At 54.4% G+C, this 23145-nt stretch carries 19 protein-coding genes; 6 read left to right on the forward strand and 13 right to left on the reverse strand.

Translation table 11 applies throughout. The features are described 5' to 3' along the window. The first annotated feature begins 105 nt into the window (after window positions 1-105). Window positions 106-1413: an LCP family protein gene (locus IAU67_RS08405; RefSeq protein ID WP_151842218.1), complete on the forward strand. Its 1308-nt coding sequence runs from the start codon at window positions 106-108 to the stop codon at window positions 1411-1413. Window positions 1414-1784: 371 nt separating this feature from the next. Here the strand turns inward: IAU67_RS08405 and IAU67_RS08410 are convergent, their stop codons facing one another. Next, window positions 1785-2639: a DUF4062 domain-containing protein gene (locus IAU67_RS08410; protein ID WP_187767892.1), complete on the reverse strand. Its 855-nt coding sequence runs from the start codon at window positions 2637-2639 to the stop codon at window positions 1785-1787. Window positions 2640-3339: 700 nt separating this feature from the next. Here IAU67_RS08410 and IAU67_RS08415 point away from each other — a divergent pair. The 3 genes from IAU67_RS08415 to IAU67_RS08425 are packed head-to-tail and all read left to right on the forward strand — an operon-like array spanning window position 3340 to window position 9274. Continuing rightward, entirely contained in the window at window positions 3340-6063 is a 2724-nt protein-coding gene (locus IAU67_RS08415) for a DNA methyltransferase (RefSeq protein WP_151842219.1), read from the forward strand. Beyond that, window positions 6056-8059: a DEAD/DEAH box helicase gene (locus tag IAU67_RS08420; RefSeq protein WP_151842220.1), complete on the forward strand. Its 2004-nt coding sequence runs from the start codon at window positions 6056-6058 to the stop codon at window positions 8057-8059. The genes IAU67_RS08415 and IAU67_RS08420 overlap by 8 nt, the downstream gene beginning before the upstream one ends. Window positions 8060-8116: 57 nt before the next feature. After that, entirely contained in the window at window positions 8117-9274 is a 1158-nt protein-coding gene (locus tag IAU67_RS08425; protein ID WP_151842221.1) for a GIY-YIG nuclease family protein, read from the forward strand. 976 nt (window positions 9275-10250) lie between these two features. Here the strand turns inward: IAU67_RS08425 and IAU67_RS08430 are convergent. The 8 genes from IAU67_RS08430 to IAU67_RS08465 all read right to left on the reverse strand — a co-directional run bounded on the left by IAU67_RS08430 (window position 10251) and on the right by IAU67_RS08465 (window position 14078). Further along, on the reverse strand, window positions 10251-10466 hold the full coding sequence (locus IAU67_RS08430) for a hypothetical protein (protein WP_151842222.1): 216 nt from the start codon (window positions 10464-10466) through the stop codon (window positions 10251-10253). Continuing rightward, window positions 10456-10920, reverse strand: coding sequence for a Panacea domain-containing protein (locus IAU67_RS08435; RefSeq protein WP_151842223.1), 465 nt, complete (start codon window positions 10918-10920; stop codon window positions 10456-10458). Before IAU67_RS08435 ends, IAU67_RS08430 begins: the two co-directional genes overlap by 11 nt. A 49-nt stretch (window positions 10921-10969) precedes the next feature. Further along, window positions 10970-11209 carry a hypothetical protein gene (locus tag IAU67_RS08440; RefSeq protein ID WP_151842224.1) on the reverse strand — a complete coding sequence of 80 codons (240 nt, stop codon included), beginning with the start codon at window positions 11207-11209 and terminating at the stop codon, window positions 10970-10972. Further along, entirely contained in the window at window positions 11202-11615 is a 414-nt protein-coding gene (locus IAU67_RS08445) for a hypothetical protein (RefSeq protein ID WP_151842225.1), read from the reverse strand. The genes IAU67_RS08440 and IAU67_RS08445 overlap by 8 nt, the downstream gene beginning before the upstream one ends. Window positions 11616-12188: 573 nt before the next feature. Continuing rightward, window positions 12189-12701, reverse strand: coding sequence for a hypothetical protein (locus IAU67_RS08450; RefSeq protein WP_151842226.1), 513 nt, complete (start codon window positions 12699-12701; stop codon window positions 12189-12191). A gap of 2 nt (window positions 12702-12703) precedes the next feature. Then, the gene (locus IAU67_RS08455) at window positions 12704-13156 is read right to left on the reverse strand and encodes a Panacea domain-containing protein (protein ID WP_151842227.1); all 453 of its coding nucleotides are present in this window, start codon (window positions 13154-13156) and stop codon (window positions 12704-12706) included. Between the two features lie 418 nt (window positions 13157-13574). After that, complete coding sequence (locus IAU67_RS08460; RefSeq protein ID WP_151842228.1) at window positions 13575-13835, reverse strand: hypothetical protein; 261 nt, start codon at window positions 13833-13835, stop codon at window positions 13575-13577. Between the two features lie 3 nt (window positions 13836-13838). After that, on the reverse strand, window positions 13839-14078 hold the full coding sequence (locus IAU67_RS08465; protein WP_151842229.1) for a hypothetical protein: 240 nt from the start codon (window positions 14076-14078) through the stop codon (window positions 13839-13841). 801 nt (window positions 14079-14879) lie between these two features. Between IAU67_RS08465 and IAU67_RS08470 the strand changes: the two genes are divergently transcribed. Beyond that, window positions 14880-16232, forward strand: coding sequence for an exonuclease domain-containing protein (locus IAU67_RS08470; protein ID WP_151842230.1), 1353 nt, complete (start codon window positions 14880-14882; stop codon window positions 16230-16232). 246 nt (window positions 16233-16478) lie between these two features. Next, window positions 16479-21692 (forward strand): AAA domain-containing protein, encoded by a 5214-nt coding sequence (locus IAU67_RS08475; protein WP_151842231.1) that lies wholly within the window; start codon window positions 16479-16481, stop codon window positions 21690-21692. A 203-nt stretch (window positions 21693-21895) separates the two neighbouring features. On the opposite strand, the gene IAU67_RS08480 is transcribed toward IAU67_RS08475, so the two are convergent. The 4 genes from IAU67_RS08480 to IAU67_RS08495 all read right to left on the reverse strand — a co-directional run bounded on the left by IAU67_RS08480 (window position 21896) and on the right by IAU67_RS08495 (window position 23099). After that, window positions 21896-22264 (reverse strand): hypothetical protein, encoded by a 369-nt coding sequence (locus IAU67_RS08480; RefSeq protein WP_151842232.1) that lies wholly within the window; start codon window positions 22262-22264, stop codon window positions 21896-21898. A gap of 115 nt (window positions 22265-22379) precedes the next feature. Beyond that, the gene (locus IAU67_RS08485) at window positions 22380-22517 is read right to left on the reverse strand and encodes a hypothetical protein (protein ID WP_187767893.1); all 138 of its coding nucleotides are present in this window, start codon (window positions 22515-22517) and stop codon (window positions 22380-22382) included. A gap of 76 nt (window positions 22518-22593) precedes the next feature. Further along, window positions 22594-22962: a hypothetical protein gene (locus IAU67_RS08490; RefSeq protein WP_151842233.1), complete on the reverse strand. Its 369-nt coding sequence runs from the start codon at window positions 22960-22962 to the stop codon at window positions 22594-22596. Continuing rightward, window positions 22953-23099, reverse strand: coding sequence for a hypothetical protein (locus IAU67_RS08495; protein WP_187767894.1), 147 nt, complete (start codon window positions 23097-23099; stop codon window positions 22953-22955). The genes IAU67_RS08490 and IAU67_RS08495 overlap by 10 nt, the downstream gene beginning before the upstream one ends. Window positions 23100-23145: the final 46 nt, after the last annotated feature.

Consider the following 23145-nt stretch of genomic DNA (forward strand, 5'->3'; position numbering starts at 1 on the left):
CGCATGCCTGACGCGCGCACAGCACACGTGTGACACGCACCTGTCGCGCACACGATCCGTCCAACCGGCGGGGCTTTGTAGGGCGTTGCCGCTAAGATTGCGTGCATGGATTCTCGCAACGGTTACTCTGGCGATTCTGGGGATGAGTTCGCCCGGGACCGGAATGGAAAGGTGATTGTGGATCGTTTTGGTCGCCCGGTGCGGCGACGTGCGGCCCCCGATCCTTCCCCTTCCGCCCGACGCCCACTTCCCCCCAATCCCAGCGCACCCCCGCGCCGAGAGCAGCCAGAGGCGCCGCGGTATCAGCGCAGTGCGGCACAGTACCCGGCGCGGGAGCCGGTGCGCGCGCAGCCGTACGAGCCTGCGCAACACCAGCAGCAGGGCTACCAGCCGGCTTCGGGGCCCGGCGTGGCCGGCGGGCGGAGCGAGTTCTCTCGGCCGTCACGGGGCGCGCATGCCGCGCGCACCGGCAGCAAGCAGCGCCTTCGTGTTCCGGGGGGTTTCGCTGGGGTGCGCCGTGGCGTCGGAATATTGATTATTGTTCTGCTGGCACTCGTGATTGGCGGGGGAATCTGGGTGGACAGCAACCTGCAGCGCACGGATGCGATCCAGAAGTACGACGGGCGGCCGAAGGGGTCGTTGACGAGTACGAATTGGCTGCTGGTGGGGTCGGACTCGCGTGCGGGGCTGACGGCCGAGGACGCCGACCGGCTGATGGCCGGCGAGCTGGACAACACTGTGAACCACACGGACACGATCATGGTGGTGCACGTGCCGCTGTTCGGCAAGGCGACGATGATGTCCATCCCGCGAGACTCCTACGTCTCCATCCCGGGCTATGGGCAGGACAAGATCAACCAGGCGTTTGCGATTGGCGGTGCGCCGCTGCTGCAGCAGACCGTGGAGCAGTCCACGGGTATCCACATTGACCGCTATGCGGAGATCGGCTTCGGCGGGTTTGCGAACGTGGTGGACAAGATGGGTGGCGTGAACATCTGTGTGGAGGAGCCGCTGGACGACCCGATGGCGGGTATCAACCTGCAGGCCGGGTGCCAGGACCTGGATGGGCCGACGGCGCTGGGGTATGTGCGTTCCCGCTACGCGTCCGCGAATGGCGATCTGGATCGTGTGGCGCGCCAGCGGCAGTTTTTGAATGCGATGGCGCACAAGATGACCAGCGTGGGAACGCTGGCGAACCCGTTCCGGCTGTTCCCTACCGTGAAGACGCTGAGCAATTCTTTGACGGTGAACCAGAAGGATCACGTGTGGAACCTGGCGAAGCTGGGGCTGGGCATGGCCGGTGGTGTGCACCAGGAGACGGTGCCGGTGGCGAGCTATGAGGACACGGACGTGGGCAATGTGGTGCTGTGGGACGACGCCGCGGCGCAGGAGATGTTCAAGACGTTCAAGTAAGGGGCGGATTCGCACGGCGAGCAAGTTCGACTGCTGGGCAGGGTCCCGCATTTCGAGATGAAGGTGCTCGGGCTCTAGGGGCTTCGCGGGCCAATACTGGTGATACTTCGGACGGCGTGCGCACGGCTGAGTGTGGGCGAGGATCCAAATGCTGAGGTTACTCAGAAAAAGATCAGACTATTGAGCTCGACTTCCTAATCGCGTACACGAAAAGCTCAAGACTGATTTTGGCAACATAAATGAGGATGGAATAACTGCTCACACACATCGAATGTAGCGTGGACCTAGAGGCTTACACACCATGAACGACATACAGTCAAACGCAAATCTCGTTTTGACGAGCTGATTGACCTACCCGTCAAAACAACATGCTATTGAACATCAAAAGTCTTCGACCGATTCTCATCATTCTCCACCCAGCGAATAGTTAACTTTGTGCCAGAAGTCCCCATAGAATAAACTACCGGGATACTCCAACTACCCCCTGGTTCAATTGTGACCGGCCATTGCACTTGAAGAAGCTTCATCACACCCGACGCTGATTCTCCCTCAAACGCGACCGATTCTGCAGCAAGATCGCCAATATTGGTTACTTCGTACCACCGTTTGGTTTCATATTTCACATTCCCAGACTTTCTGGACACTTTTTTCTGTTGCTCATTCCTGGAAATAACCTTGAATCTAACACCTTCAGTTTTCCCTTGACCCTTCATTAAGGAAAGGTCCATTTTAGCTAGGTCACACTCAATAGCTGCCCCAATTTTATCTTCAAGGTCGTGGATACTATTAAACTCACCAAGCAAACCTCGATTACTTATTTCCTGCCTAAACCTATTAATAGCGTCTAGTTGAGAAATATCTACATCTCGCGGCACACATGCGGTTGAGAAATAAAGATGGACTGGCTTTCCGCTACTTACTGCTCGCTCAATTTCTTCAACCGTTCCCGAAACCGCTTCAGGAGTGGGAGAACCAAGGCGGCTACCAAACAAGGCAACGACGATATCTGCTCCGTCAACCCCTTGTTCATTGATGATTGACTGTGGATGATCTCCCAAGATGGGTACGGAGTCACTCTCCCAACGCCATGGGAGGAGAATGATATTTCGTGTCGTCGCGTATCTGCGATTCCAAGAATGAAGTGCACTCTCGACAGCATCACGCGCTTCGGAGACGTCGGTGGGCGAAGCAATGAGGACACGTAGAACGGTTGCAGGAAAGCTCACGCCTCATGATCTTACCTGTCGCACTGTCAAAGATCTCTCACTCTGTTCCTGCCCCTTGGTCACACTAATGTCACCCTCCTCGTCTACTATCTTCTCAGAATATGAAGATCACTGCACCGTTGGCACTGGGGATACCCTCACTTAGCGAAAACCCGATTAGTCCGGATTTCTGCGTCCGTAAGAGAGAAGACTCATTGTAAGTAGGCCGCAAAGGAAGAAGTGCCCCCTTGAGTTCCACCGAGAGGAAGCTCGGCTCGTCATCAAGTCTGAAAGATCGATCAGCCGTGTTGCTGAAAGGGTCTACCTGTCTGTCGAGATGTTTGGTAGATAGGTCAAACACGCGTGATAGCACATGGGCTCGGATGGTCACAGGAGCCTTGCCGAGCTGCGCGCAGGAAACGCCAAGTGCGCTGTGAATTAGCTGAGTCTCGGCTGAAAGCGGTGTGTCATCCTGATCGTGACACTTGGGTCACCAGTAACTAGCAGCGACCCGATGAATCAAGATGGTTTACCGCCACCGTAGGCGACACTCAGCGATCGCGACGAACAGCCCGGTAGAAGCCAATACCCAAATCACCGGCCAATGACCAGAATCAAAAGCAGCATCTTAACTACGTGTCCACCACTGGAAGGCAGCGCCGCTGAGTAAAGTACTTGGGCAGTAGTTGTTCGTGTGTATCTATGGCAAAGGGTGGCAACGGTGGCGCGCCTGAATCTCAAAGCAATTGAAGAACGTATCAAGCCCCTAGCAGGGCGCGAAGCCTACGATAAGCAGTTCCTCTTTGATCTGTTGCTAGCCTATGGCCGCTCCAAGAGCAGTATCACCCGCTTGCGTACTGGCTCGTTGAATGTAGCAGAGGACCCGGAGAACGAGGTCGCCCAGAAGAACGTGGTGTATTTCCGCTACACGGACGGCGACCTACTAGAGTCCCTAGAGCAGCTGCGCGTTTCACCCTTGGTCACTAAGTTCACCCCGCGCTTTGTCATTGTGAGCGACTATGTGCAGCTGATTGCGTATGACACCAAGACTGCAGAAAACCGCACCTTTAACCTGCGTGAGATTGACCAGCACTTCACTTTCTTCCTGCCCTGGGCTGGCATGGAAAAGGCTCAGTACACCGCAGAGTCCCACGCTGATGTCAAGGCCGCAGAGAAGATGGGCAAGCTGTTCGATGAGCTCGCCAGCGCTAACCCTGGTTTGTTGGATAACCCGGACAATCGGCACGGCCTCAACGTCTTTTTCACCCGCCTGCTGTTTTGCTACTTTGCGGAAGACACCGGCATTTTCGAAGAAAACCAGTTCACCAATGCCGTCGGCTCTCACACCTTAGAGGATGGCTCGGATACTGCTGAGTTCATCAAGGAGCTGTTCACCGCCCTTGATGAGGCCGATGCCTCTCGCAAGCCCGCACACCTCGCAGACTTCCCTTATGTCAATGGCCGACTCTTCCGCACGGACTCCGCACTGACGGTACCAAGGTTTTCTGCCAAAGCCCGCGAGATGCTCATTGAGCTGGGCAAGCAGATTTGGCTGGATATTAACCCCGATATTTTCGGCTCCATGTTCCAGGCAATTGTCACCCCCGGCAAGCGCTCTAACCTGGGCCAGCACTACACCTCGGTACCGAATATCTTGAAGACCATCGAGCCGCTGTTCTTGGATGGGTTGCGCGAAGAGTTTGAGAAGGCCTATGACAGCCCCAAGAAGCTAGAGGCCTTGTTGGTTCGTATTGGGCGTATCAAGGTCTTCGACCCTGCCTGTGGTTCGGGTAATTTCCTGGTTATTGCCTATAAGGAGCTGCGACGCCTGGAGCACTCCATCCTGCAGCGCCAGACAGAGCTCGAAGGCACCGTCAAACTCTTTGACAAGTCGCGCATTAATATCGAGAACTTCTTTGGCATCGAGATTGATGATTTCGCCGTGGAGGTCGCCATCCTCTCGCTGTGGATTGCTAAGCACCAGATGAACCAGGAGCTGCAGAAGCTCTTCGGGGTGGAGATCCCGCTAATTCCGCTGAAGGAAACCGGCCACATCCACGCCGGCAACGCCACCCGCATTGACTGGAACGACGTCTGCCCCAACAACGGCACTGATGAGATCTACCTGATTGGCAACCCACCCTACGGTGGTTCCAAGAAACTCGCTAAAGAGCAGAAAGAAGATTACCCCTTCGTCTTTGGTGAGCGCCCTTACAGCAAGAACCTGGATTATATTGCTTTGTGGTTCGTGAAAGGAACTGACTACATCGCGGGGACTAACGCCCAGCTGGCATTCGTATCAACCAACTCTGTGGTTCAGGGTGAACACGTTGCGCTGATGTTCCCGATGATCTTCGAAGCTGGGGTTGAGATAGGTTTTGCTTACACCTCCTTCAAGTGGGAGAACAACGCCAAAGGCAACGCCGGTGTAACTGTTGTGGTCATTGGCCTACGAACAGACTCCACCGCTCCCAAATACATTTACCAAGATGAGCTCCGCAATAGTGCCAACCACATTAACGGCTACTTGGCGGATGCCAACAACATTTTTATCACCAGGAGAAATGCACCTCTTGTGAGCGCATTTCCCAAAATGGCCTTCAGTTCCATGCCAAGGGATGGTGGCAACCTCATTCTGTCCACAAATGAGTGTGAAACCCTAGTTAGCCATGCGAAAACCTCTATTCCGTTAATCAAGAAGTATGTTGGTGCGTCTGATTTGATCAATGGCGAGGAAAGGTACTGCCTATGGATTGATGACGAGTTGGAACCGATTGCCCGATCTATACCGGAGATTAATCAGAGACTAGAGCGGGTAGCTAGGAGTAGGGCTGAAAGTAAGGCTCAATCTACTGCAAAGTTTGCCGCGTTACCACACCTTTTTGTGCAGCGAGCCTACAAGCCCACCGATTCCATTATCGTGCCCCGTGTTTCTTCGGAGCGCCGTGAATACATCCCGATGGGTTATCTTGGTCCGGACACCGTGATTTCCGATTCTGCTTTTGCGTTGTACGATGCTGAGCCGTGGCTGTTTGGTTTGCTGACCTCGCGGATGCACATGGTGTGGACCCGCGCCGTGGGAGGCAAGATGAAGACGGACTACCGCTATTCCAACACCATCGTCTACAACAACTTCCCCGTGCGCGAACTCACGGAAGCTGAAAAGCAGCAGCTCACAGACCTCGCCCTGCGGGTCCTGGATGTGCGCGAGTACCACTGTGAAAAGACCTTGGCGCAGCTCTATGACCCGGACCTCATGCCGGATAACCTACGGGTCGCGCACCAGGACGTCGATAGGTTCGTGGACAAGCTCTATTCCGAACGTGCGTACGAAACTGACGAGGAACGATTGTCTGACCTGTTTGCTATGTATGAACGTATGACCGCGGCAGAAGCCGCCGCGGCTCCGACTAAGCGCACACGAAAGAAGAAGACCAATGGGTAAGCACTCCCGCGAGAACATCGTCAATGTTGAATACGCACAAGCAGGCACCTCCGTCAGCACTGATGGCCTGGGCATGCGTGAGATGCAGCGCCGCGTCTACGAGCGCAGGGACTCCCAATACCTGCTCATCAAGGCCCCGCCGGCGTCCGGTAAATCCCGCGCGCTGATGTTCGTCGGTCTGGATAAGCTCTACAACCAGGGGCTCAAGAAGGTCATCGTGGCCGTCCCGGAACGCTCCATCGGTGGTTCCTTCGGCAACACCGACCTCATCTCCCACGGTTTCTTTGCCAACTGGGAGATTGAGAAGGACAACAACCTCTGCCATCCAGGCAGCACCGCCAGTAAAGTGGATGCCTTCATCCGCTTCATGCACAGCACCGATGCCACCCTGGTGTGCACCCACGCCACCCTGCGGTACGCCTTCGACAAGCTCGCCCCGTCAGACTTCGACGGCACCGTCCTGGCCATCGACGAGTTCCACCACGTCTCCGCAGACCTGGACTCCAACCGCCTCGGCACAGTGCTGCGGGAGGTCATGAACGGCTCCAGCGCGCACATCATCGCCATGACCGGCTCCTACTTCCGCGGCGATGCCGTGCCAGTGCTGCTGCCAGGCGATGAGGCAAAGTTCACCCCGGTGACCTTCAACTACTACGACCAGCTCAACGGGTACGAACACCTGAAGTCCCTGGGCATCGGGCATCACTTCTACCAAGGTCGCTACACCGACAGCGTGGCCGAGGTGCTGGACCTGGACAAAAAGACCATTCTGCACATCCCGAACGTGAACTCTGGTGAGTCCACCAAGGACAAGCTGGAGGAAGTGGGGCTGATCCTGGATGTGATCGGCGAACACGCCGGCGTGGAGGACGAGACCGGCATCATCCTGATGCGCCGCCACGACAACGGCCAGATCTTGCGCGTGGCGGACCTGGTGGACGATACCGACCAGAAAGCGCGCGCACGTACCCTGGCCTACCTCACCGACACGGCCAGCAAACAGCGCGATGCCGTAGACATCATCATTGCCCTCGGCATGGCTAAGGAAGGCTTCGACTGGCCTTTTGCCGAACATGCCCTCACTGTGGGCTACCGCGCGTCCCTGACCGAGATTATCCAGATCATCGGACGCGTCACCCGCGATAGCGAAGGCAAATCCCACGCCCAGTTCACCAACCTGCTCGCTGAGCCAGACGCGGCACAAAGTGAAGTCACCGTCTCTGTGAACAACATGCTCAAAGCCATCACCGCTTCCCTGCTGATGGAGCAGGTCCTGGCACAGAACTTTAACTTCTCCGCGAAGCGCAGCGATGACGATAAGTCGGAACCCGGCGAACTCAAGATCAAGGGACTTAAAGAGCCCTCTACGGACCGCGTGAAGCAAATTGTGGCCTCGGATCTAAACGACTTGAAAGCCAGGATTCTGCAAGACGACACCTTCGCCCGCGCAGCCGTAGGCAGCGTGGACCCCGAAACCACCAACAAAGTCCTGATCCCGAAAATCATCCGGGAACAATACCCCGAACTCACCGAAAACGAAGTGGAAGAAGTACGCCAGCGCGTAGTTGTGGACTCCGTCATCAAGACCGGCGAAGTGCGCGAAGTGGGCGATAAGCGGTTCATCCAAATGGCGCACCAATTCGTCAACATTGATGAGCTCAACATCAACCTCATCGACAAAATCAACCCCTTCCAGAAGGCTTTTGAGATTTTGTCGAAGTCTGTTACCCCCACCGTGTTGCAGCTGATTGAGGACAGCATCCACGCCACCCGTGTGGATATGTCACTGGAAGAAGCAATGCAGCTCTACCCCCGAGTGCAGGCCTGGGTGAAAACCCATAATCGCGAACCCAACCGCCGCTCCGAGGACACGGATGAAAAGAAGCTCGCCGAGGCGTTACTGGTCGTGCGCAAAGCCGTTGCCGACCGTAAGGCAGAGCAGGCCGCCGAGCACGCCGGAACCACCGCACCGGGTGAGGATGACAGGGGCGCGTAAGCCGGGCGTCGGAGGGGAAAATCGGATAAACAGGCACACACAGCAAGGAGCACCACCATGACCCACGACCCGATCAAGGACCAACTCGATGCGCTCATCGCCTCGGACACCGACGGGCTGCTGGACATGCCCGACGAACCACGCCCACCCACCGAACTGGACCGGCTGGTGCGCGCATTTGCAGAAATCAACGAGTTCTACGACGAGCATGGGCGCGAACCCAGCCCAGAAACCCTGACCATTGCCGAGCGCACACTAGGGGCGCGGCTGGTGGGCATTCGTGCCAGCGAGCAGAAAATCCAGGAACTGACAGAGCACGACCGGCACGGACTGTTGCAGCCAGCGCAGGCGCCGAGCAATCTGGATGAGCTGTTGGCGCGTGACACGTTGGGGCTTGCCGACGACCCCACCGGACTACTGGACACCTCCACGCTGCCCGCGCGGAAAAGCCCCGAAGACGGCGGCGAACGAGCCGTGCGCGTCAAAGCCAAAGACTTCCAGGCCTACGCGCAACACTTCACCGCGAAGCACGCGGGGCTTGCGGAGGGGACGTGGGCGCTCACGAAGTTCATGGGCGAGAGCAGTATTCACGAAGGGCGATTCTTCGTGATTAACGGCGTGATGTGCTTCGTGGCCGAAGTGAAGGAGCCGCAGGTGGCGCGGGGTGAGAATAAACCGCGGCTGAATGTGGTGTTTGAAAACGGGACGCAATCGGCGATGTATCGGGAGTCCTTGGCGAAGCGGCTGTATGAGACCGGTGGGCAGGCCGTCACGCGGACCACCATGAGCGCCGATGAGGTTGGGGATGCGGATGAAGAAACCGGGTATTTGTATGTGCTTCGGTCTTTATCTGAGCACCCGGATATTCGCTCCCTGAGGAACTTGTACAAGATTGGGTTCACAAGGGGGTCGGTGGAAGCGCGGATCGCGGGAGCTGAGAAGAGCGCGACGTACCTGATGGCGCCAGTGGAGATTGTGGCTCGTTACAAGGCCTATAACTTGCGGCCTTCTGCGCTGGAGCATCTGATTCACCGGGTGTTCGCGGCCGTGCGGCTGGATGCGACGGTGGTGAATAGTGCCGGTGTAAGTGTGGGTGCTACGGAATGGTTCATCGCGCCCCTGCCCATTATCGATAAAGCACTGGAGCTGATCATCTCTGGCGAGATTGTGGATTATGTTTACGACCCCGCCGTGGAGGATTTGGTGCGGCGGTAGGTGGTGGGGTGGCGGTAGGTGTTGGGGTGGCGGTAGGTGGTGGGGGTTTAGGTAGGGCGTTAGGGGTTGCGGTAGGTGTTGGGGGTTGCGGGGCCCTGACCCCAGCACTAACCCTGTCCCGGATTCAGAAAGGACAGTTACGCCACTTCCCCGGACTTGGCCTTCTCCCCACTAGGGATGGAGCATCAACGCACAACACCCACGTCAGCTGGACCTAACAACCTAAAGCATTACATACCTGTCCGAATGAATCGAGGCCGTGCGCTTTGTTGCTATTTTTGGACATGTTTTATATAAACAAACCATACACCCAGTGATATGGGGAAGATGAGAATTGGAAGCGTCCAGGCCACATCATACGTGAGGAAGCCTACAATCTCTAGCACTCCCATAATGCAAAGTGAAATAATAGTGACAAAAACAAGTATTATAAGAAAGCTCAGGAGTTTTTCCATGATCACCTAAATCTCCAATTTATAGATTCCTTGTTCTAATTGTATTGAAAACAAAGATATAAGTCAAGAGGATTGTCAACTCCAGACTGTGCCGAGGGCCGTGCGAACACCGCGGTGGGCGTCGGCCCGTTGCAGGGAATCGTGCTGCGGCCCGGCGATCGCGCGACCGTCACCGGCGTGCGTAATTACTCCACCAGCGATTGGACTAGGGTGTGTGACCTGTGTGATTACCGTGTGGTCCGTGGGGTCGAGGATCTCAGACTGGCGTCTCCGACCAAGGCGGTCTCCGACCAAGGCGACGGAACACGTGAGTCGCAAAACTCCCAGACCCGTACACAGGCCGAGCGACATTGTCTTCCGGGGCACTTCACGCCTAGTGCGGCGTGCGCGTGATGTAGGGTTAGGTGCGTCCACTGGGAATCGAACCCAGACACACACTGGTGTGTGTTCCACCGGCTGGACGGCGCTGTATTTGTTAAAAGGCCTGCTTTTTACCAGATAGACAGGCGGGCCACGGGGCGTTAATTGTCCTGTTCGTCGATCATGCGTTGCACTGTCTCACGTGCCATGTCCAACAGGTTCAACGCGGACTCCGGCGACTGATCCTCCCTCGCCTTAAGCTCCAGGAGCAATTGCTTATCGTCGGTCATCGACACTTCCACAGCAATCCAGTCCAGTAACCCCGCTTTGTCCCCTCTGTCACGGCGTCGGGACGGTTCCACATAGTCACCGAGCATCCACATGCCGACCCTCCAGATACATCGCGGTGTAAAACTCCTGCATGACCGTCAGGTCAATCTCACGAACACTCCCCTGCCCCACCGTCAGGCCTCCATACGCCTTACGCCACGGACGCTCACTATGCGACAAATCGCTGAGCTGCTGCCCATTCAGACGACCATACGCCTTCAGAACAGCATCAATAGATTCTTTCTCATCACTGGTCAGCCTGCCCGAATCACCAGGAAACAGCTCACGCCTCGCCGTGAACTCACCACGATGCTGCCCATAGAGCTCACGCACCACCGGACCATTAGCCCACGCCTCAATACGCGAATCAAACAAAAGCTGCTCATCCCACACGAGATGCCACGCCTGCGCGTAATACACAAGCTTCTGAAGCTTCATCGTGCTCACACGCCCCTCCACATGCTCCAGAATGTACCGCGCCACATCATTAACACACGCCATAAGGTGCCTCCCTGTCACAAAGTGCGCACGCTCGAGAGAACGGTAGCGATTACGTCACTCCAAAATTCTCTCTCTTCACTTGAAGCGCCAATAACCCGATCGGCTCGTTGTCCTTCAACCACTCCTCCACCGCAGCACGCTTCACCTCAAAGGACTTACCCACAACACCTAAGTCCCGATAAAGCGCCGAAAGATTAGTAGGTGGATCACCAGGCTTACGGACGTCTATATCCTCCCACAGGCGCTCCCTGAACACCTGGTCAGCGAGAACACGCTCAGCCTCATTCATTAGACAACTCCACATGAATCGTGGGCAGCTCGCCCTTTTCAACCTTAATGACCTTCATGATAGCACCGGGAGGAACCAAAAACTCCTGTTGATATGCGAGCTCTTGACTACCATTTGCCGGCATCCACACGCCCGGCGTGCCTTTCCTCACGGTCATCTTCAGCAAGGCACCAGCCTTACCAAACGTCGTGAACTCCTCTTCAGCAACAGATCTATCAGTGGATACCGCAGTAAAACGTCTCTGATCGATTTCAAGTCCAGGCAGGCCGGATAAGTCTGTTTCCCCAAACACCGCCTGCCAATTACGCACACCACGCCACATCAACACATCCCGCTTCAGCGGAGTATGCCGAGCGGCCATATCCAACGCCTCAGCCACTTGCTGAGCTCCCACATCATCGCTCATACCCCCAACGGCCTTCTGAACCTTCTCGTAAAACCTATTCTTCCCCTGCCAAAGCACAATCGCACTCCGAGCCGACCCATCCGGCAACCGATACACCCGACCATTCCGAACAGACCCCGGCACACCAAACTCACTCATCGCCCCCAACGCCAACCCAAAATCATGAACATCACGCGCACCAGACTCATCCCACAACCGCTGAAGATCCTCATTAATCCTCGGCAAATCCGACCCATCAGCACGCACCTCAACCCCCACACACCGACTGAAGCCCCCCCCCCCGGAAGACAATGTCGTTCACCGCGTGTGCGGGTCTGGGAGTTTTGCCAGTCACGTACTCGAAGTGGCTCAGGTGTTCTTTCTAGGCATTCGCCTTGGCTTTCTTATTTCTTGGTATGGACATTGACAGCAAAATACTGGCCCATCTTCAAAAAGACACTGCAATCTATAATTTTGCGCAGATAGATACCATTCCCCCAATTCCCCTCTTGCAAGTCACAATTGCTACTTCCGTAACACCTGATGTGCCACACTTTCCGTCAATAAAACAGCCTGGTTAAAATTTTCCCACCTTTAGGTATGGCGCTTACTCACGGGATACACCGAGTGCTCCCGGTCGTACCAAAGAATACGAAATAAGGCGCCAGACCTAAATCCCCATAGTCGACATTTTCCACTCAAACGAAACCGGAAGATTCTCTCTTCATTTTCATCCAACTTATTTAACCTTTTCTGAAATTCAGAAGGTAATTCATTAATGGCATGGTCATGATTGCGCCTACGCCCATTGGACGATTCATTTTCACACTGATTCCAAGTCTTACCCCTGAGCTCATCTAGAAACTTCAGCAATTCCATAGCTTCATTAGAACTGAGTTCCCAGGAAAGTCCATCAGTCAAATCGTCTACATCGTCAATCTCCCTGGCTGTCCACTGAACATGCTTACTCTTGTAGGACCCACTATCAATAATAGAATCCGGGATGCTTCTATCGATTGCAGCTGGTGCGTATGGAGAGATATGCTTGCCACCAGAATTATTTCGCTTGTGTGCTTTATTTTTGTTCTTATGCTTTCTACTTGTCATCGTTAGGCAGTGGACGCCGATCGCATAGCACTGTAGAAGTCCTGCATAACTTCTCTACTAACCTCATTAGTACAGGAGTCTCCTTCTTCTATACCCTTTCTCGCCTCACGCCACGGACGCTCACTATGCGACAAATCGCTGAGCTGTTGCCCATTCAGGCGACCATACGCCTTCAGAACAGCGTCAATAGATTCTTTCTCATCGTTGGTCAGCCTGCCCGAATCACCTGGAAACAGCTCACGCCTCGCCGTGAACTCACCACGATGCTGCACGTAGAGCTCACGCACCACCGGACCATTAGCCCACGCCTCAATACGCGAATCGAACAAGGGCTGCTCATCCCACACGAGATGCCACGCCTGCGCGTAATACACAAGCTTCTGAAGCTTCATCGTGCTCACACGCCCCTCCACATGCTCCAGAATGTACCGCGCCACATCATTAACACACGCCATAACGAACCCCTTTGCCCATATAGTGAATGTATTCGCTGCTCAACGTCTACACAACGATTCCTTACTCCAGCTCGAGATCAACAACAAGCATCCCAATCGGCTTGTTGTCCTTCAACTACTCCTCCACCGCAGCACGGTTCACCTCAAAGGACTTACCCGCAACACCTAAGTCCCGATGAAGCGCTGGCAGATTGCAGATTAGTAGGTGGATCACCAGACTTGCGGACGCCTAGGTCAGCCCACAGTCGCTCCATGAACACCTGGTGAGCGAGAGCACGCTCAGCTTCATTCATTAGACAACTCCACATGGATAGCGGGAAGGTTTACGTCCCGAACAGAAGTAACCTTCATCCTAGCACCAGGAGAGACCAGCCCCCTGCCAACTCATCAGCTACCGAGACTTGAACCAACCATCTAGCTACTTTGCAGCACTAGGCTTCCATGAGTTGGAGTCCTTCATATAGGAAAACACCTCGTTCATCCAACCATCTGGATACTCCTTCAAAAGAGTGTCAAGCATTTGCCACGTCAACGCGCCAGCGGCATTAGCTTCATCAGCCAGGATAAACACTGCTTGCTCAACCTCTCCAGCAGCAAGATCACTCTCAGCAGCCTCCCTGCTTACAGAAGAATCAACCCTTGAATCGAGCCACGTGTACACGTCCATGTCAGTCACCATGTCTCAATCCTTCAATCTAAACCCTGCCGCCTCAGCAAGTTCTTCAACAAGCTCGGCATAGGGCTTATCAAGATCATCCCGAAGGGCTGTCTCGATCATTTCTAGTGAAAGCACACCGGACTTGCGGGCCTCAATCAGCAAGTCGATTACTGCACCCTCCTCATCCCCATAAGCCATAGACTCAGAAGCCACAGACAAATCCACATTGGCGGGCGTAATCGCCACCAGATCTTCGTAACTCATCATGTCCTACCTTCGAGCCCTTTTCGGAAGCGAATCTACCGGATATGCATCCAAAAGTTTTGCCTTTCCCCTAATTATCACATATCGAACCTGAATGATCACTCCCCGCTTCTCTAGCCACACTTCTCTCCGCATCCCATAAGATAATGAGTTCGATGGATACTCCAACGTTTCCACCACAGCGTTCGCAATGTCTTGGTGACTCCACGACTTCGGGAACTTCGACGCACGCTCACGTTGAGAATCCCACGTATGCCCCATACGAGAATCCTCAGAATGCTGAACCCACTTCCCACCCTTCAATGGAGTATCCCGCCAACCAAACAGAACATGGGCAACCAACCGTTTCAGATCCTTCGGCAGCGACTCCCCCGGAAACACCCTCGACATCCCATCACCACAATACTCAGGAACCGTCACAGTCTCCAGACCAGGCCACAATGGGCTGCCATTAAGCCTCCTAGCACTCAACACCTTCTTAAAATCAGCCAGCGTCCGCGCCCCATACTCATCCCACAACCGCTGCAAATCCCGATTAACCCGAGGCACATCAGACCCATCAGCCCCGCCAAAGAAACACCCCGGAACACCAAGCCGCTCGGTGTATGTGCGAGTCTGAGGATTTTGGCGGTCACGTACTACTCCGCCGTAAATCTGAAGTGTCCCAGGAGCTGCAATACCCCCTCCTGCTGAGATCGCGGAAGAGTTTTTGCTCCAACACCCACCCCAGGAAATAATGGAAACCCTGGTACACGCCTAGGAACAAAGCCCGGGGCACTTCAGAACGGAAAAGAGGCCATCATGCGTGGATACGCAGTCATAGACGTAGAAACCACCGGTTTTTCTTTCAAGCACGGTCACCGGATCGTGGAGATTGGTGTGGTGGAGCTGGATGCGTCGGGCGCCGTGGAGAACACGTGGGAAACGTTGGTGAACCCGCAGCGCCACATGGACGCCACAAGCACTCACCACATCACCGCCGCGGACGTCTGCGGAGCGCCCACCTTCGAGCACATCGCGGATAAGTTAATCGACTCCCTCACCGGGCGGATCCTCGTTGCCCACAACGCCCCGTTCGATAGCGGTTTCATCCAGAACGAGCTTCGACGCTGCGGTCGCGCCACCGAGGACAGCCTCCCCGCCATCGACACCATGGCGCTCGCCAAGCAATACCTACGCCTGCCCAGCGTGAAGCTGGCCGAATGCTGCAAACACCTGGGAATCACGAACGCCCGCGAGCACGCAGCCCTGGCCGATGCGGAGGCCACCACACAGGTCTTCCAGCATTTCCTGAACAACACCTCCGCGTTTGAGGAGGCCATCCAACCGCAGCTCGCCGCGGCCGAGGCGTTCAACGGTTTCCTCCAGCCTGAACAGCCTTCGCAGCCTGCGGGGCAGTCAAACCAGCAGCCCAACGAACCACTCCTGCTGAGCCGAGCGCAGACCCAGCAGGCCCGCGAGGCCGCGCACAGCGGCGGCTGGTTCGCCGGCCTGGTGGACGAGCGCGAGCCCGTGGCGAGCTCCACCGTGGAGAACTACTTCAGCCTCCTGGACAGGGTGCTGCTGGACCGCCTGCTGACCACCACAGAGCAGGACCAGCTGCTGACGTTCGCGAAGGACAACAACATCGGCAGCCAGGGTCTTCAGGATCTGCATGAGGAATATCTGTCGCAGCTCCTGGAGCTTGCCTGGGCCGATGGCGTGATCACGGAGGAGGAGCGCACTATCGTGCTGGCCGTCGCCCGCGCGTTGGGTATCCCGAGCGCTGCGGCCGAGGAGGCCCTCCAGCCGCAAGCCGTGGAGACGGGTGGGCGTCATCATTCGTCGTCCCCGGTGTATGAGGACACGCGGGAGGGCGCCATCTACGGCACCGAGGCCCACGGCACTGATCCAAGCATGGGCCCGTTGCAGGGAATCGTACTGCGGCCCGGCGACCGCGTGACTGTCACCGGCGCGCGTGCATACTCAACCAGCGATTGGACTCATTATTTCGACGCCCACGGCGTGGTACTCGCCGGCCTCTCAAAAAAGACCAAGGTGTTGATCGCGGCGGATCCCGATTCGCAATCCGGAAAGGCTCAGAAGGCTCGCGCCTACGGCATCCCCATCGTGGCGGAGGACGTCGCCCGCGACGTCCTCCGCTTCACGGAGTAGATTGGGCGGCGCCGACCTTATCGTATAGTCCGGCGCCTAGCTCAACATGCGAGCATCACTAGTGAAAATCGCCCCCTTTCTACCCCCGGCAGGGTCCAGAGAGGTCACTCTATAAGGCCTTATCTGTGCCGTCCGCTCATAACATCTGATGCCAGCCACAGTGGCATTGGACGAGGTTAGTTCATGTAGTAAAATAGCTGCCGTCAATCAAGGCAGCTTCCTCTTTTATCGCCCCTCGAGGTATACATGAGCACAAATGTAGACAAAGCCCGTCGTCTTTTTCTTTATCTGTCCGAGCTTCAAAAGATGAAAGAAAAGGTGATCACTACAACGTCGGCCTACCAAAAGGACGGCGGCTATGTCCTGAGCATGGACGAACTGAAGCGAGTTTCTTCATATTCAGGATCTATCGTCTTTGGACCACAGTTACAGTCGGCTCTGTTCAAAGAGTCTTCTGATTCAACAGGTTCGCAACGCGATAGTGAATCCACGGACAGTACGATCGTCGTCTTTAAGAAACAGACAATGAGCACCCTGGTGGAGCCTTCGCCTGAGATCGCAGAGTGGATTGACGGAGATGTGACTGACTATACTAAAGATGTCTGGATATGCGAGAAGCCGAAGACCCCAGGCGCCACTGAGGATTGGTATAGCATCTCCGATAACGAGCGGGATGACGTAGAGAAATGGCTTGAGGAATGGAAGTTATGGGCTCGTCGCTCTCGATATGCGGAATTCTACCAGAAGGCCTTCGACATCCAGACTAGTTCAAATCAGAACTCTGAAGAATTCGAGCTGGTACTTGCTCTAGGAAATTTAGCCTGGAAGCACGACCAGAACGTAGTTAACAGGCATCTTTTCACCACAGGCGTGACTGCAACATTAGATAAGCAGACTGGAGATATCTCTTTTGAATTAACTTCAAACTCTTTAAATATAGAATTCGACGTTATTCCGCCAGAAATACTCATGGATAATACCCTCACGTCTGACGTCGAAGAAACCATGAAGTTCATCGAAGGAGATCTCCTTCTTGAAGAGACCTTTGCGCTCTTAGGGGCAGTCACTGCGCATGCGCTTGGCTCAACCGCTTCCTATTCACCTGAATGGACATGCCAAACTCCTGGAGATTATCCAGTTATCGCCTGGCAACCAACCTTGATATTACGTAAGCGTCGAAGGATGGGTCTCGCGTCCACCTTTGCTGCCATTGCTCGAGAGATTGAACACTCTGGACAGGTTCCTGCGGGCCTAGCCACGCTTATTGACCCCAACAAGCAGGCCAAAATCACCAAAAACCCCGCCCAGGGCGCAATGTTCGAGATTGGCGATGAGATCTTCACTCCTTTGCCACTCAACCAGAAGCAAGAGGAGGTACTGCGACGCGTCAACTCTCATGCGCAGACTATTGTTCAGGGACCTCCTGGTACCGGCAAGACACACATGGCAGCTGCACTTGTCTCTCATCTCCTAGCCCAAGGGCAACGGGTACTTGTCACAGCTGAAGCTGAACGTGCACTGTATGAACTACGGGCAAAGCTGCCGAAGGAGATCCAGGAGCTAGCTGTATCGGTCATTAGCTCGGGTAGTGATGATCTGGCTGACTTGAGGGTCGCGATTGAAACTATTAATCGCCGGTCTAGCTCATATAACGAGGCGACAGCATCAGCCACAGCGGCATCGCTCGAGGCGGACCTCAATGCACTCCGCGAAAGGCGTGTTGCCTTGACCCGCGAGTGGGACCAGTCGATGACCGTGGAGAACTCCCCTCTCCAGGTTCCCGGTTACGAAGTCCCACTGGCCGAGGCTTCACGCACGTGGCTCGAGAACAAGCCCAAGTACGACTGGATCGAGCAGTACTCAGTGGCAAGCGCGAACACTCCTTTTCCACTGGAGCCAGAAGAGATCGAGCAATGGTTCTCTCTCATCGACAGGCCTGAGCTCGCACAAAAGGGATTGTCCACATCCGCGGATCAGTTTAACTTTTCCTCACTACTCACTGCCGAAGAGTTCGCCGAATTAATCCAGGATCTGACCACTACAAAACAAGAGCTACACAGAATATCGTTCAACTTTTCTAAAAAAGAGTTCCAGAGGTGGAGAAAATCCAAGGAGTCGGTAAAGCAACAGCTGCACAAGCTGAGCGATCAGGGTGAGAGCGCTTTTCAGAAGATAGGTTCAGAACAAGAACCCTCGAACCAGTTCCTCTTCGAAAGCCTCGAAGGAGATCGACTTTCACTATGGAACAGTACTGTCCAACTACTATCTGATACAATTCAAGACACTGAAAATAGGGCACGAAGCGCGGATTCTATTCGTCACCTGCAGATCAACGGATCACCTGAGGATTTATATCCACTGGCAAAAAATCTCTTTCTTTATCTCGAAAAGGGTGGAGAAATAAAGGTTCGCCCGGATGGGATGCCAAAAATTGGTCTATTTACAAAATCCATTCTTCGAGACTCTATGCCATTTTTCGAAAACGTGCGCATAGACGGAGTTCCACCAACTAACACAGATAGCGTTCAAAAGTTTATTGACTCCGTAGAAGTTCAATGGGGATTGCAGAAGCTTCAGAAGATATGGAAGTTTGATAACCCTCACCCTGATCTTCCAGTACAGGATCAGCTACATCAGTGGCGTTATTTAGTTAACCGTCTCCACGGCATTACCGAGAACGCCACTCAGCTTCTTCACGTTGTTGACCAACTCGCCGAGCTCGGATATACGGTGTCACCAGGAGCATTCGATAAATTTGCATCAAAACTAGATTCCATCCAACGCACTCTAGAGTTAGACGGACAGCTGAAGGCGTTAAGAAGAAAACGCCATGAGCTCCAGGAGGCTGTCTCTATCGCAGTCAAACAACTTGGAGACTCGGCACCCTTACAAGCGTTGAAGAGCGCGATCAATAAGGAGGACGCTAGCGCATACGCTCACGCACTGAGCAATATCACTGCCTTGAGCAACTTATCTTCCGACTATCGGACATTGAAGGAGTGCGAAGCCCAGGTAGCCTCATGGTCATCACAACTAGCCCGGCGGGTCGCATCGTCCACCCCAGGCGCCAAAGTACGAAACCATGTCCGTGACGCTGAGGCCGCTCGCGCCTGGCTACTCGTGGGACACCAGCTGCAGCAGAAATCGTCCCGAGATTTATCAGTCTTGTCTTCTGAGATCTCGATACTAGATGACAAAATTGCTCAGACGGTTGGAGAGATCGCGGCCCACAGAGCATGGACTCATGCTGTCGGTTCTCAGCGCCTCGATGCCCGAATGCGGTCAAACCTCCAGGCGTACTCTCAGGCGGTAGTCCGTTTAGGAAAGGGCACCGGCAAATACGCTAATCGTAAACGCCAGGATATCCGAAAGCACTTGATGACGTGTCGTGAGGCCGTTCCCGTGTGGATTATGCCGATTTTCCGCGTTGTTGAGCAGTTCGCCTTGGAAGAGAACATGTTTGACGTGATCATCGTGGATGAGGCTTCTCAGGCGGGTATGGACGCGTTGTTCCTGCAGTATTTGGCTCCACGGATTGTTGTTATTGGTGATGACAAACAGGTCTCGCCGATCTCATTTGCTGACCATCAAAACATCCACACGTTAGCTAGACAGTACCTCAGCGATTTTGAAAAATTCGATTCCTGGACAGATCCAGCGCGCTCACTGTTTGATGACGCAGTGATGCGTTACGGCGGTCGCATCATCTTGGACGAGCATCGCCGATGTGTGCCTGAAATCATCGAATTCTCGAATCGGTATATCTATGAGCCAGATAATATCGAGCTGAAGCCAGTTCGTGAAGTGGATGAGGTTCGCCTTGCGCCGTTCAAGATCACTCGTACCCCCAATGCTATTTATACGCATGGCAAGAGCTTGGTGAATAAGCCCGAAGCTGACGCTGTGGTCGACGCCGTTGTCCAGGCTCTTAACGACCCGTCATACGACAACAAGACTTTTGGTGTTATTTCACTTCTCAGCGGATCAGGACAGGCTGCGTACATCCAAGCCCGTCTTCTGGAAAAGGTGGCGCCGGAGGTGTGGGAGGAAAGAGAACTGAAAGTTGGCAAGCCCGAAGAGTTCCAGGGCTCTGAGCGCGACGTCGTATTCCTTTCGCTAGTCGAGGCAAATGATTCTTCAAAAGGAAAAACCACATTAACCCAAGAGAAGCACAAGCAGCGTTACAACGTGGCCGTATCTCGTGCGAAAGACCAGGTGTGGCTCTTCCACTCGGTCGGGACCGAAGACCTCAAACCAGAAGATATTCGCGCAAAGCTCCTGAAGTACGCATACAGCGTGGCTGAAGCCGAGCCAGAAGCCCATACGAGTGTCGCAGTACCCGAAGATAAGCGCGTCGAGCCGTTTGACTCCCTGTTCGAGCAGCGGATTTATAACTCAATTGTGCAACGCGGGTACCACGTTATCCCGCAGTTTGAGCAAATCGGTTACCGCATTGACCTTGTAGTTCAAGGAGCAACCGGCCGTTTGGCTGTCGAATGCGACGGAGACCACTGGCACGGCCAGGACTTTGCAGCCCGAGATCGCCGGCGCCAGCGCGCCCTTGAGCGTCTGGGGTGGAGTTTTGTTCGAATTTTTGAATCGGATTTCTACTTGGAACCACAGACGCAGATGAAGCGTGTGTTTGATGCTCTCGAGGAGCGTGGGATTACACCGTATTCTTCGGAGCACAAGCCTGCGAGAAATAGTTCCAATATCCGCGTGATAGAGTCAACTTTTTCGGAAGAGACAACTTCACCTGCATCGGTCTCCATGGACCATGATCAGGTCGTAGAAACTCCCGATGCTCAGTACACGCAATCTCACGCTCCTGAATACTCCGATCAGGTATCTCTACAAGAGGATGACTCGTTCGATTCCCTATCGGACGCTGAAGACACTCAAGGCATCGAACAGCCCATGACCTCTACATCTCGCCACCCCAGGTTAGATGCATACCTTACCTATGATAAGCGCACAGTGACCGCACAATACGCCACTGATGAAGAAATCCTTAATGGCCTTAGGGAGATCATCAAAGTAGAAGGTCCAATTACAGTTAGTTATTTGTTTTCCCGCTACACCCAACAAAGCGGCGGAGGAAAGCTTACACAATCAGTCAGGGATCGACTCAACTCAATCGTCAATAAGCTACTTCAGAAGGGTGATATAGTTGCAGAACAACCATTAGGTATAAACCGTTATGACGATTCAGTGCTCATGCACCGCGGTTGCGATCGAACCATAAAGAGGGAACTTGGACCTCGGACAATTCACGACGTATCTTACTTCGAACTTCGTGAGTATCTCCTCACAGCATATTCACTGTGTGGTAGTAGAAACCGTGAAATCCTTCTGCGTGAGACACTTGATCTTTTGGGCCGGAGCAGATTAACAGGCAAGACGGAAGAGGTACTACTTCCGCCGTACCAAGATTTGTTGGATCAAAACCAGCTGAATTAATGAAGTGGCTCAGGTTTTGTTCCTTGCATGTGGATTGAGAATCTGGACCATGCCAGGAAGATGCTCAACTCCGAACAGTTCGCAGGCCGTTGAACAACGCGATGCGCTTCGCCCGCGACGTCCTGCGCTTCACGGACTAGGGCGTGGTTTTGGTGGGCTCGTAATCTTGCCCCTCAGGCATGAGCAACACCTGCCCCTCCCTATCATAGTTTCGCCGGGACTAGCTCAAGCCCATCGCCATCGTCATCGTCAATATCTGCTTCCAAAGCAGCTTGCCCAGCCTCATAAGCTTCACGAGCCTTACGCACCTGCTCCAAAGTCCGGGTCACGTTGCCTTCCAGGTCCAATATCTCACACTCATGTGGGCACAACCCCGGCGCTCCACTTCCGCGAGTGACTGATCCATCAGCCTCATAAACGATCAGCACACCACTCTCCCCAAAAGGAATCGGCGCAACCTTCATATAAAAGCAATACTTGCCTTCACCATGCTCAACGAAATCATCCATCAACTCAAGTGGAGCCGCTTTCTCCTGTGCGATTCGCACAGCTTCTTCAAACGTTATCGCCATTGACCCAGACAACCTTCCATCACGTCCGAAACATCATCGACTGAACCACGATCACTGACATAATCCATGCTGCGGCTCCTCTCACATAGTGCGCTGACCCGTGAGCCGTGGCAGATCACGTGTTGATGTAGCCCGCATCTTCCAAATCCCACAACAACACCGGCACCGGCTCGTTATCTTTCAACCACTCCTCCACCGCAGCACGCTTCACTTCTTTGGTAGCACCTTCCACCCCAAGATCTTCAAACAGCATTGGAAGATTTGTCGGTGGCCCTGAATAATTCATCGGAGTAAGCGGATCAGAAAACCGATCCAAACTCGACGGCACTCTACTCATCCGACAACTCCAACTCAATCGTGGAAAGCTCTCCCTCTTCAATTTCATCCATTGCTTCCTCACGCGCAGCTTCTTCCGCCAGCGCAACACGCACTTGCTCACGTGTCTGAAGCACAGAACCATCAAGCCGCCGTACTTCATAGTCGTCGGGCAGGTATACCGGCGCCAAACTCCCTACAACGACGCTCCCACCGACTTCGACAACGATGACGCTACTGTCCCCGAGCGTCATCGGCGAAGGCTTGTCCCGGGTGAAAAAACCAAATGCGTCATCACCACAATGTACGTAATCTTCCAAGCCACCCTTAGTAGCCGCATACTCTTGGGCAATCGCCGCTGCCTCTTCCATGGTTAACGCCATTGCTCCAAGTCACCTCCAAGAACATCGTGGGTCAAGCTCAGCTGCTGCGAATCAAGTTCTTCAACTTCCCATTTCTTGCTAGGTTCCAGAGCTTCAACGACTTGTGCCATTTCAACACTGTCGTGAAGCTCATTCATGGTTTACCTGCCTCCCAACGTTCTAGGTAATCAAACGGGTCGTACA

Source organism: Corynebacterium zhongnanshanii, assembly GCF_014490575.1.
Lineage (GTDB): Bacteria > Actinomycetota > Actinomycetes > Mycobacteriales > Mycobacteriaceae > Corynebacterium > Corynebacterium zhongnanshanii.

Coding starts and splice junctions, on each gene's coding strand:
- IAU67_RS08405 (WP_151842218.1), top strand. CDS start 106: ATGGATTCTCGCAACGGTTACTCTGGCGATTCTGGGGATGAGTTCGCC.
- IAU67_RS08420 (WP_151842220.1), top strand. CDS start 6,056: ATGGGTAAGCACTCCCGCGAGAACATCGTCAATGTTGAATACGCACAA.
- IAU67_RS08425 (WP_151842221.1), top strand. CDS start 8,117: ATGACCCACGACCCGATCAAGGACCAACTCGATGCGCTCATCGCCTCG.
- IAU67_RS08430 (WP_151842222.1), bottom strand. CDS start 10,466: ATGCTCGGTGACTATGTGGAACCGTCCCGACGCCGTGACAGAGGGGAC.
- IAU67_RS08435 (WP_151842223.1), bottom strand. CDS start 10,920: ATGGCGTGTGTTAATGATGTGGCGCGGTACATTCTGGAGCATGTGGAG.
- IAU67_RS08440 (WP_151842224.1), bottom strand. CDS start 11,209: ATGAATGAGGCTGAGCGTGTTCTCGCTGACCAGGTGTTCAGGGAGCGC.
- IAU67_RS08445 (WP_151842225.1), bottom strand. CDS start 11,615: ATGAGCGATGATGTGGGAGCTCAGCAAGTGGCTGAGGCGTTGGATATG.
- IAU67_RS08450 (WP_151842226.1), bottom strand. CDS start 12,701: ATGACAAGTAGAAAGCATAAGAACAAAAATAAAGCACACAAGCGAAAT.
- IAU67_RS08455 (WP_151842227.1), bottom strand. CDS start 13,156: ATGGCGTGTGTTAATGATGTGGCGCGGTACATTCTGGAGCATGTGGAG.
- IAU67_RS08460 (WP_151842228.1), bottom strand. CDS start 13,835: ATGGTGACTGACATGGACGTGTACACGTGGCTCGATTCAAGGGTTGAT.
- IAU67_RS08465 (WP_151842229.1), bottom strand. CDS start 14,078: ATGAGTTACGAAGATCTGGTGGCGATTACGCCCGCCAATGTGGATTTG.
- IAU67_RS08470 (WP_151842230.1), top strand. CDS start 14,880: ATGCGTGGATACGCAGTCATAGACGTAGAAACCACCGGTTTTTCTTTC.
- IAU67_RS08475 (WP_151842231.1), top strand. CDS start 16,479: ATGAGCACAAATGTAGACAAAGCCCGTCGTCTTTTTCTTTATCTGTCC.
- IAU67_RS08480 (WP_151842232.1), bottom strand. CDS start 22,264: ATGGCGATAACGTTTGAAGAAGCTGTGCGAATCGCACAGGAGAAAGCG.
- IAU67_RS08485 (WP_187767893.1), bottom strand. CDS start 22,517: ATGCTGTTTGAAGATCTTGGGGTGGAAGGTGCTACCAAAGAAGTGAAG.
- IAU67_RS08490 (WP_151842233.1), bottom strand. CDS start 22,962: ATGGCGTTAACCATGGAAGAGGCAGCGGCGATTGCCCAAGAGTATGCG.
- IAU67_RS08495 (WP_187767894.1), bottom strand. CDS start 23,099: ATGAATGAGCTTCACGACAGTGTTGAAATGGCACAAGTCGTTGAAGCT.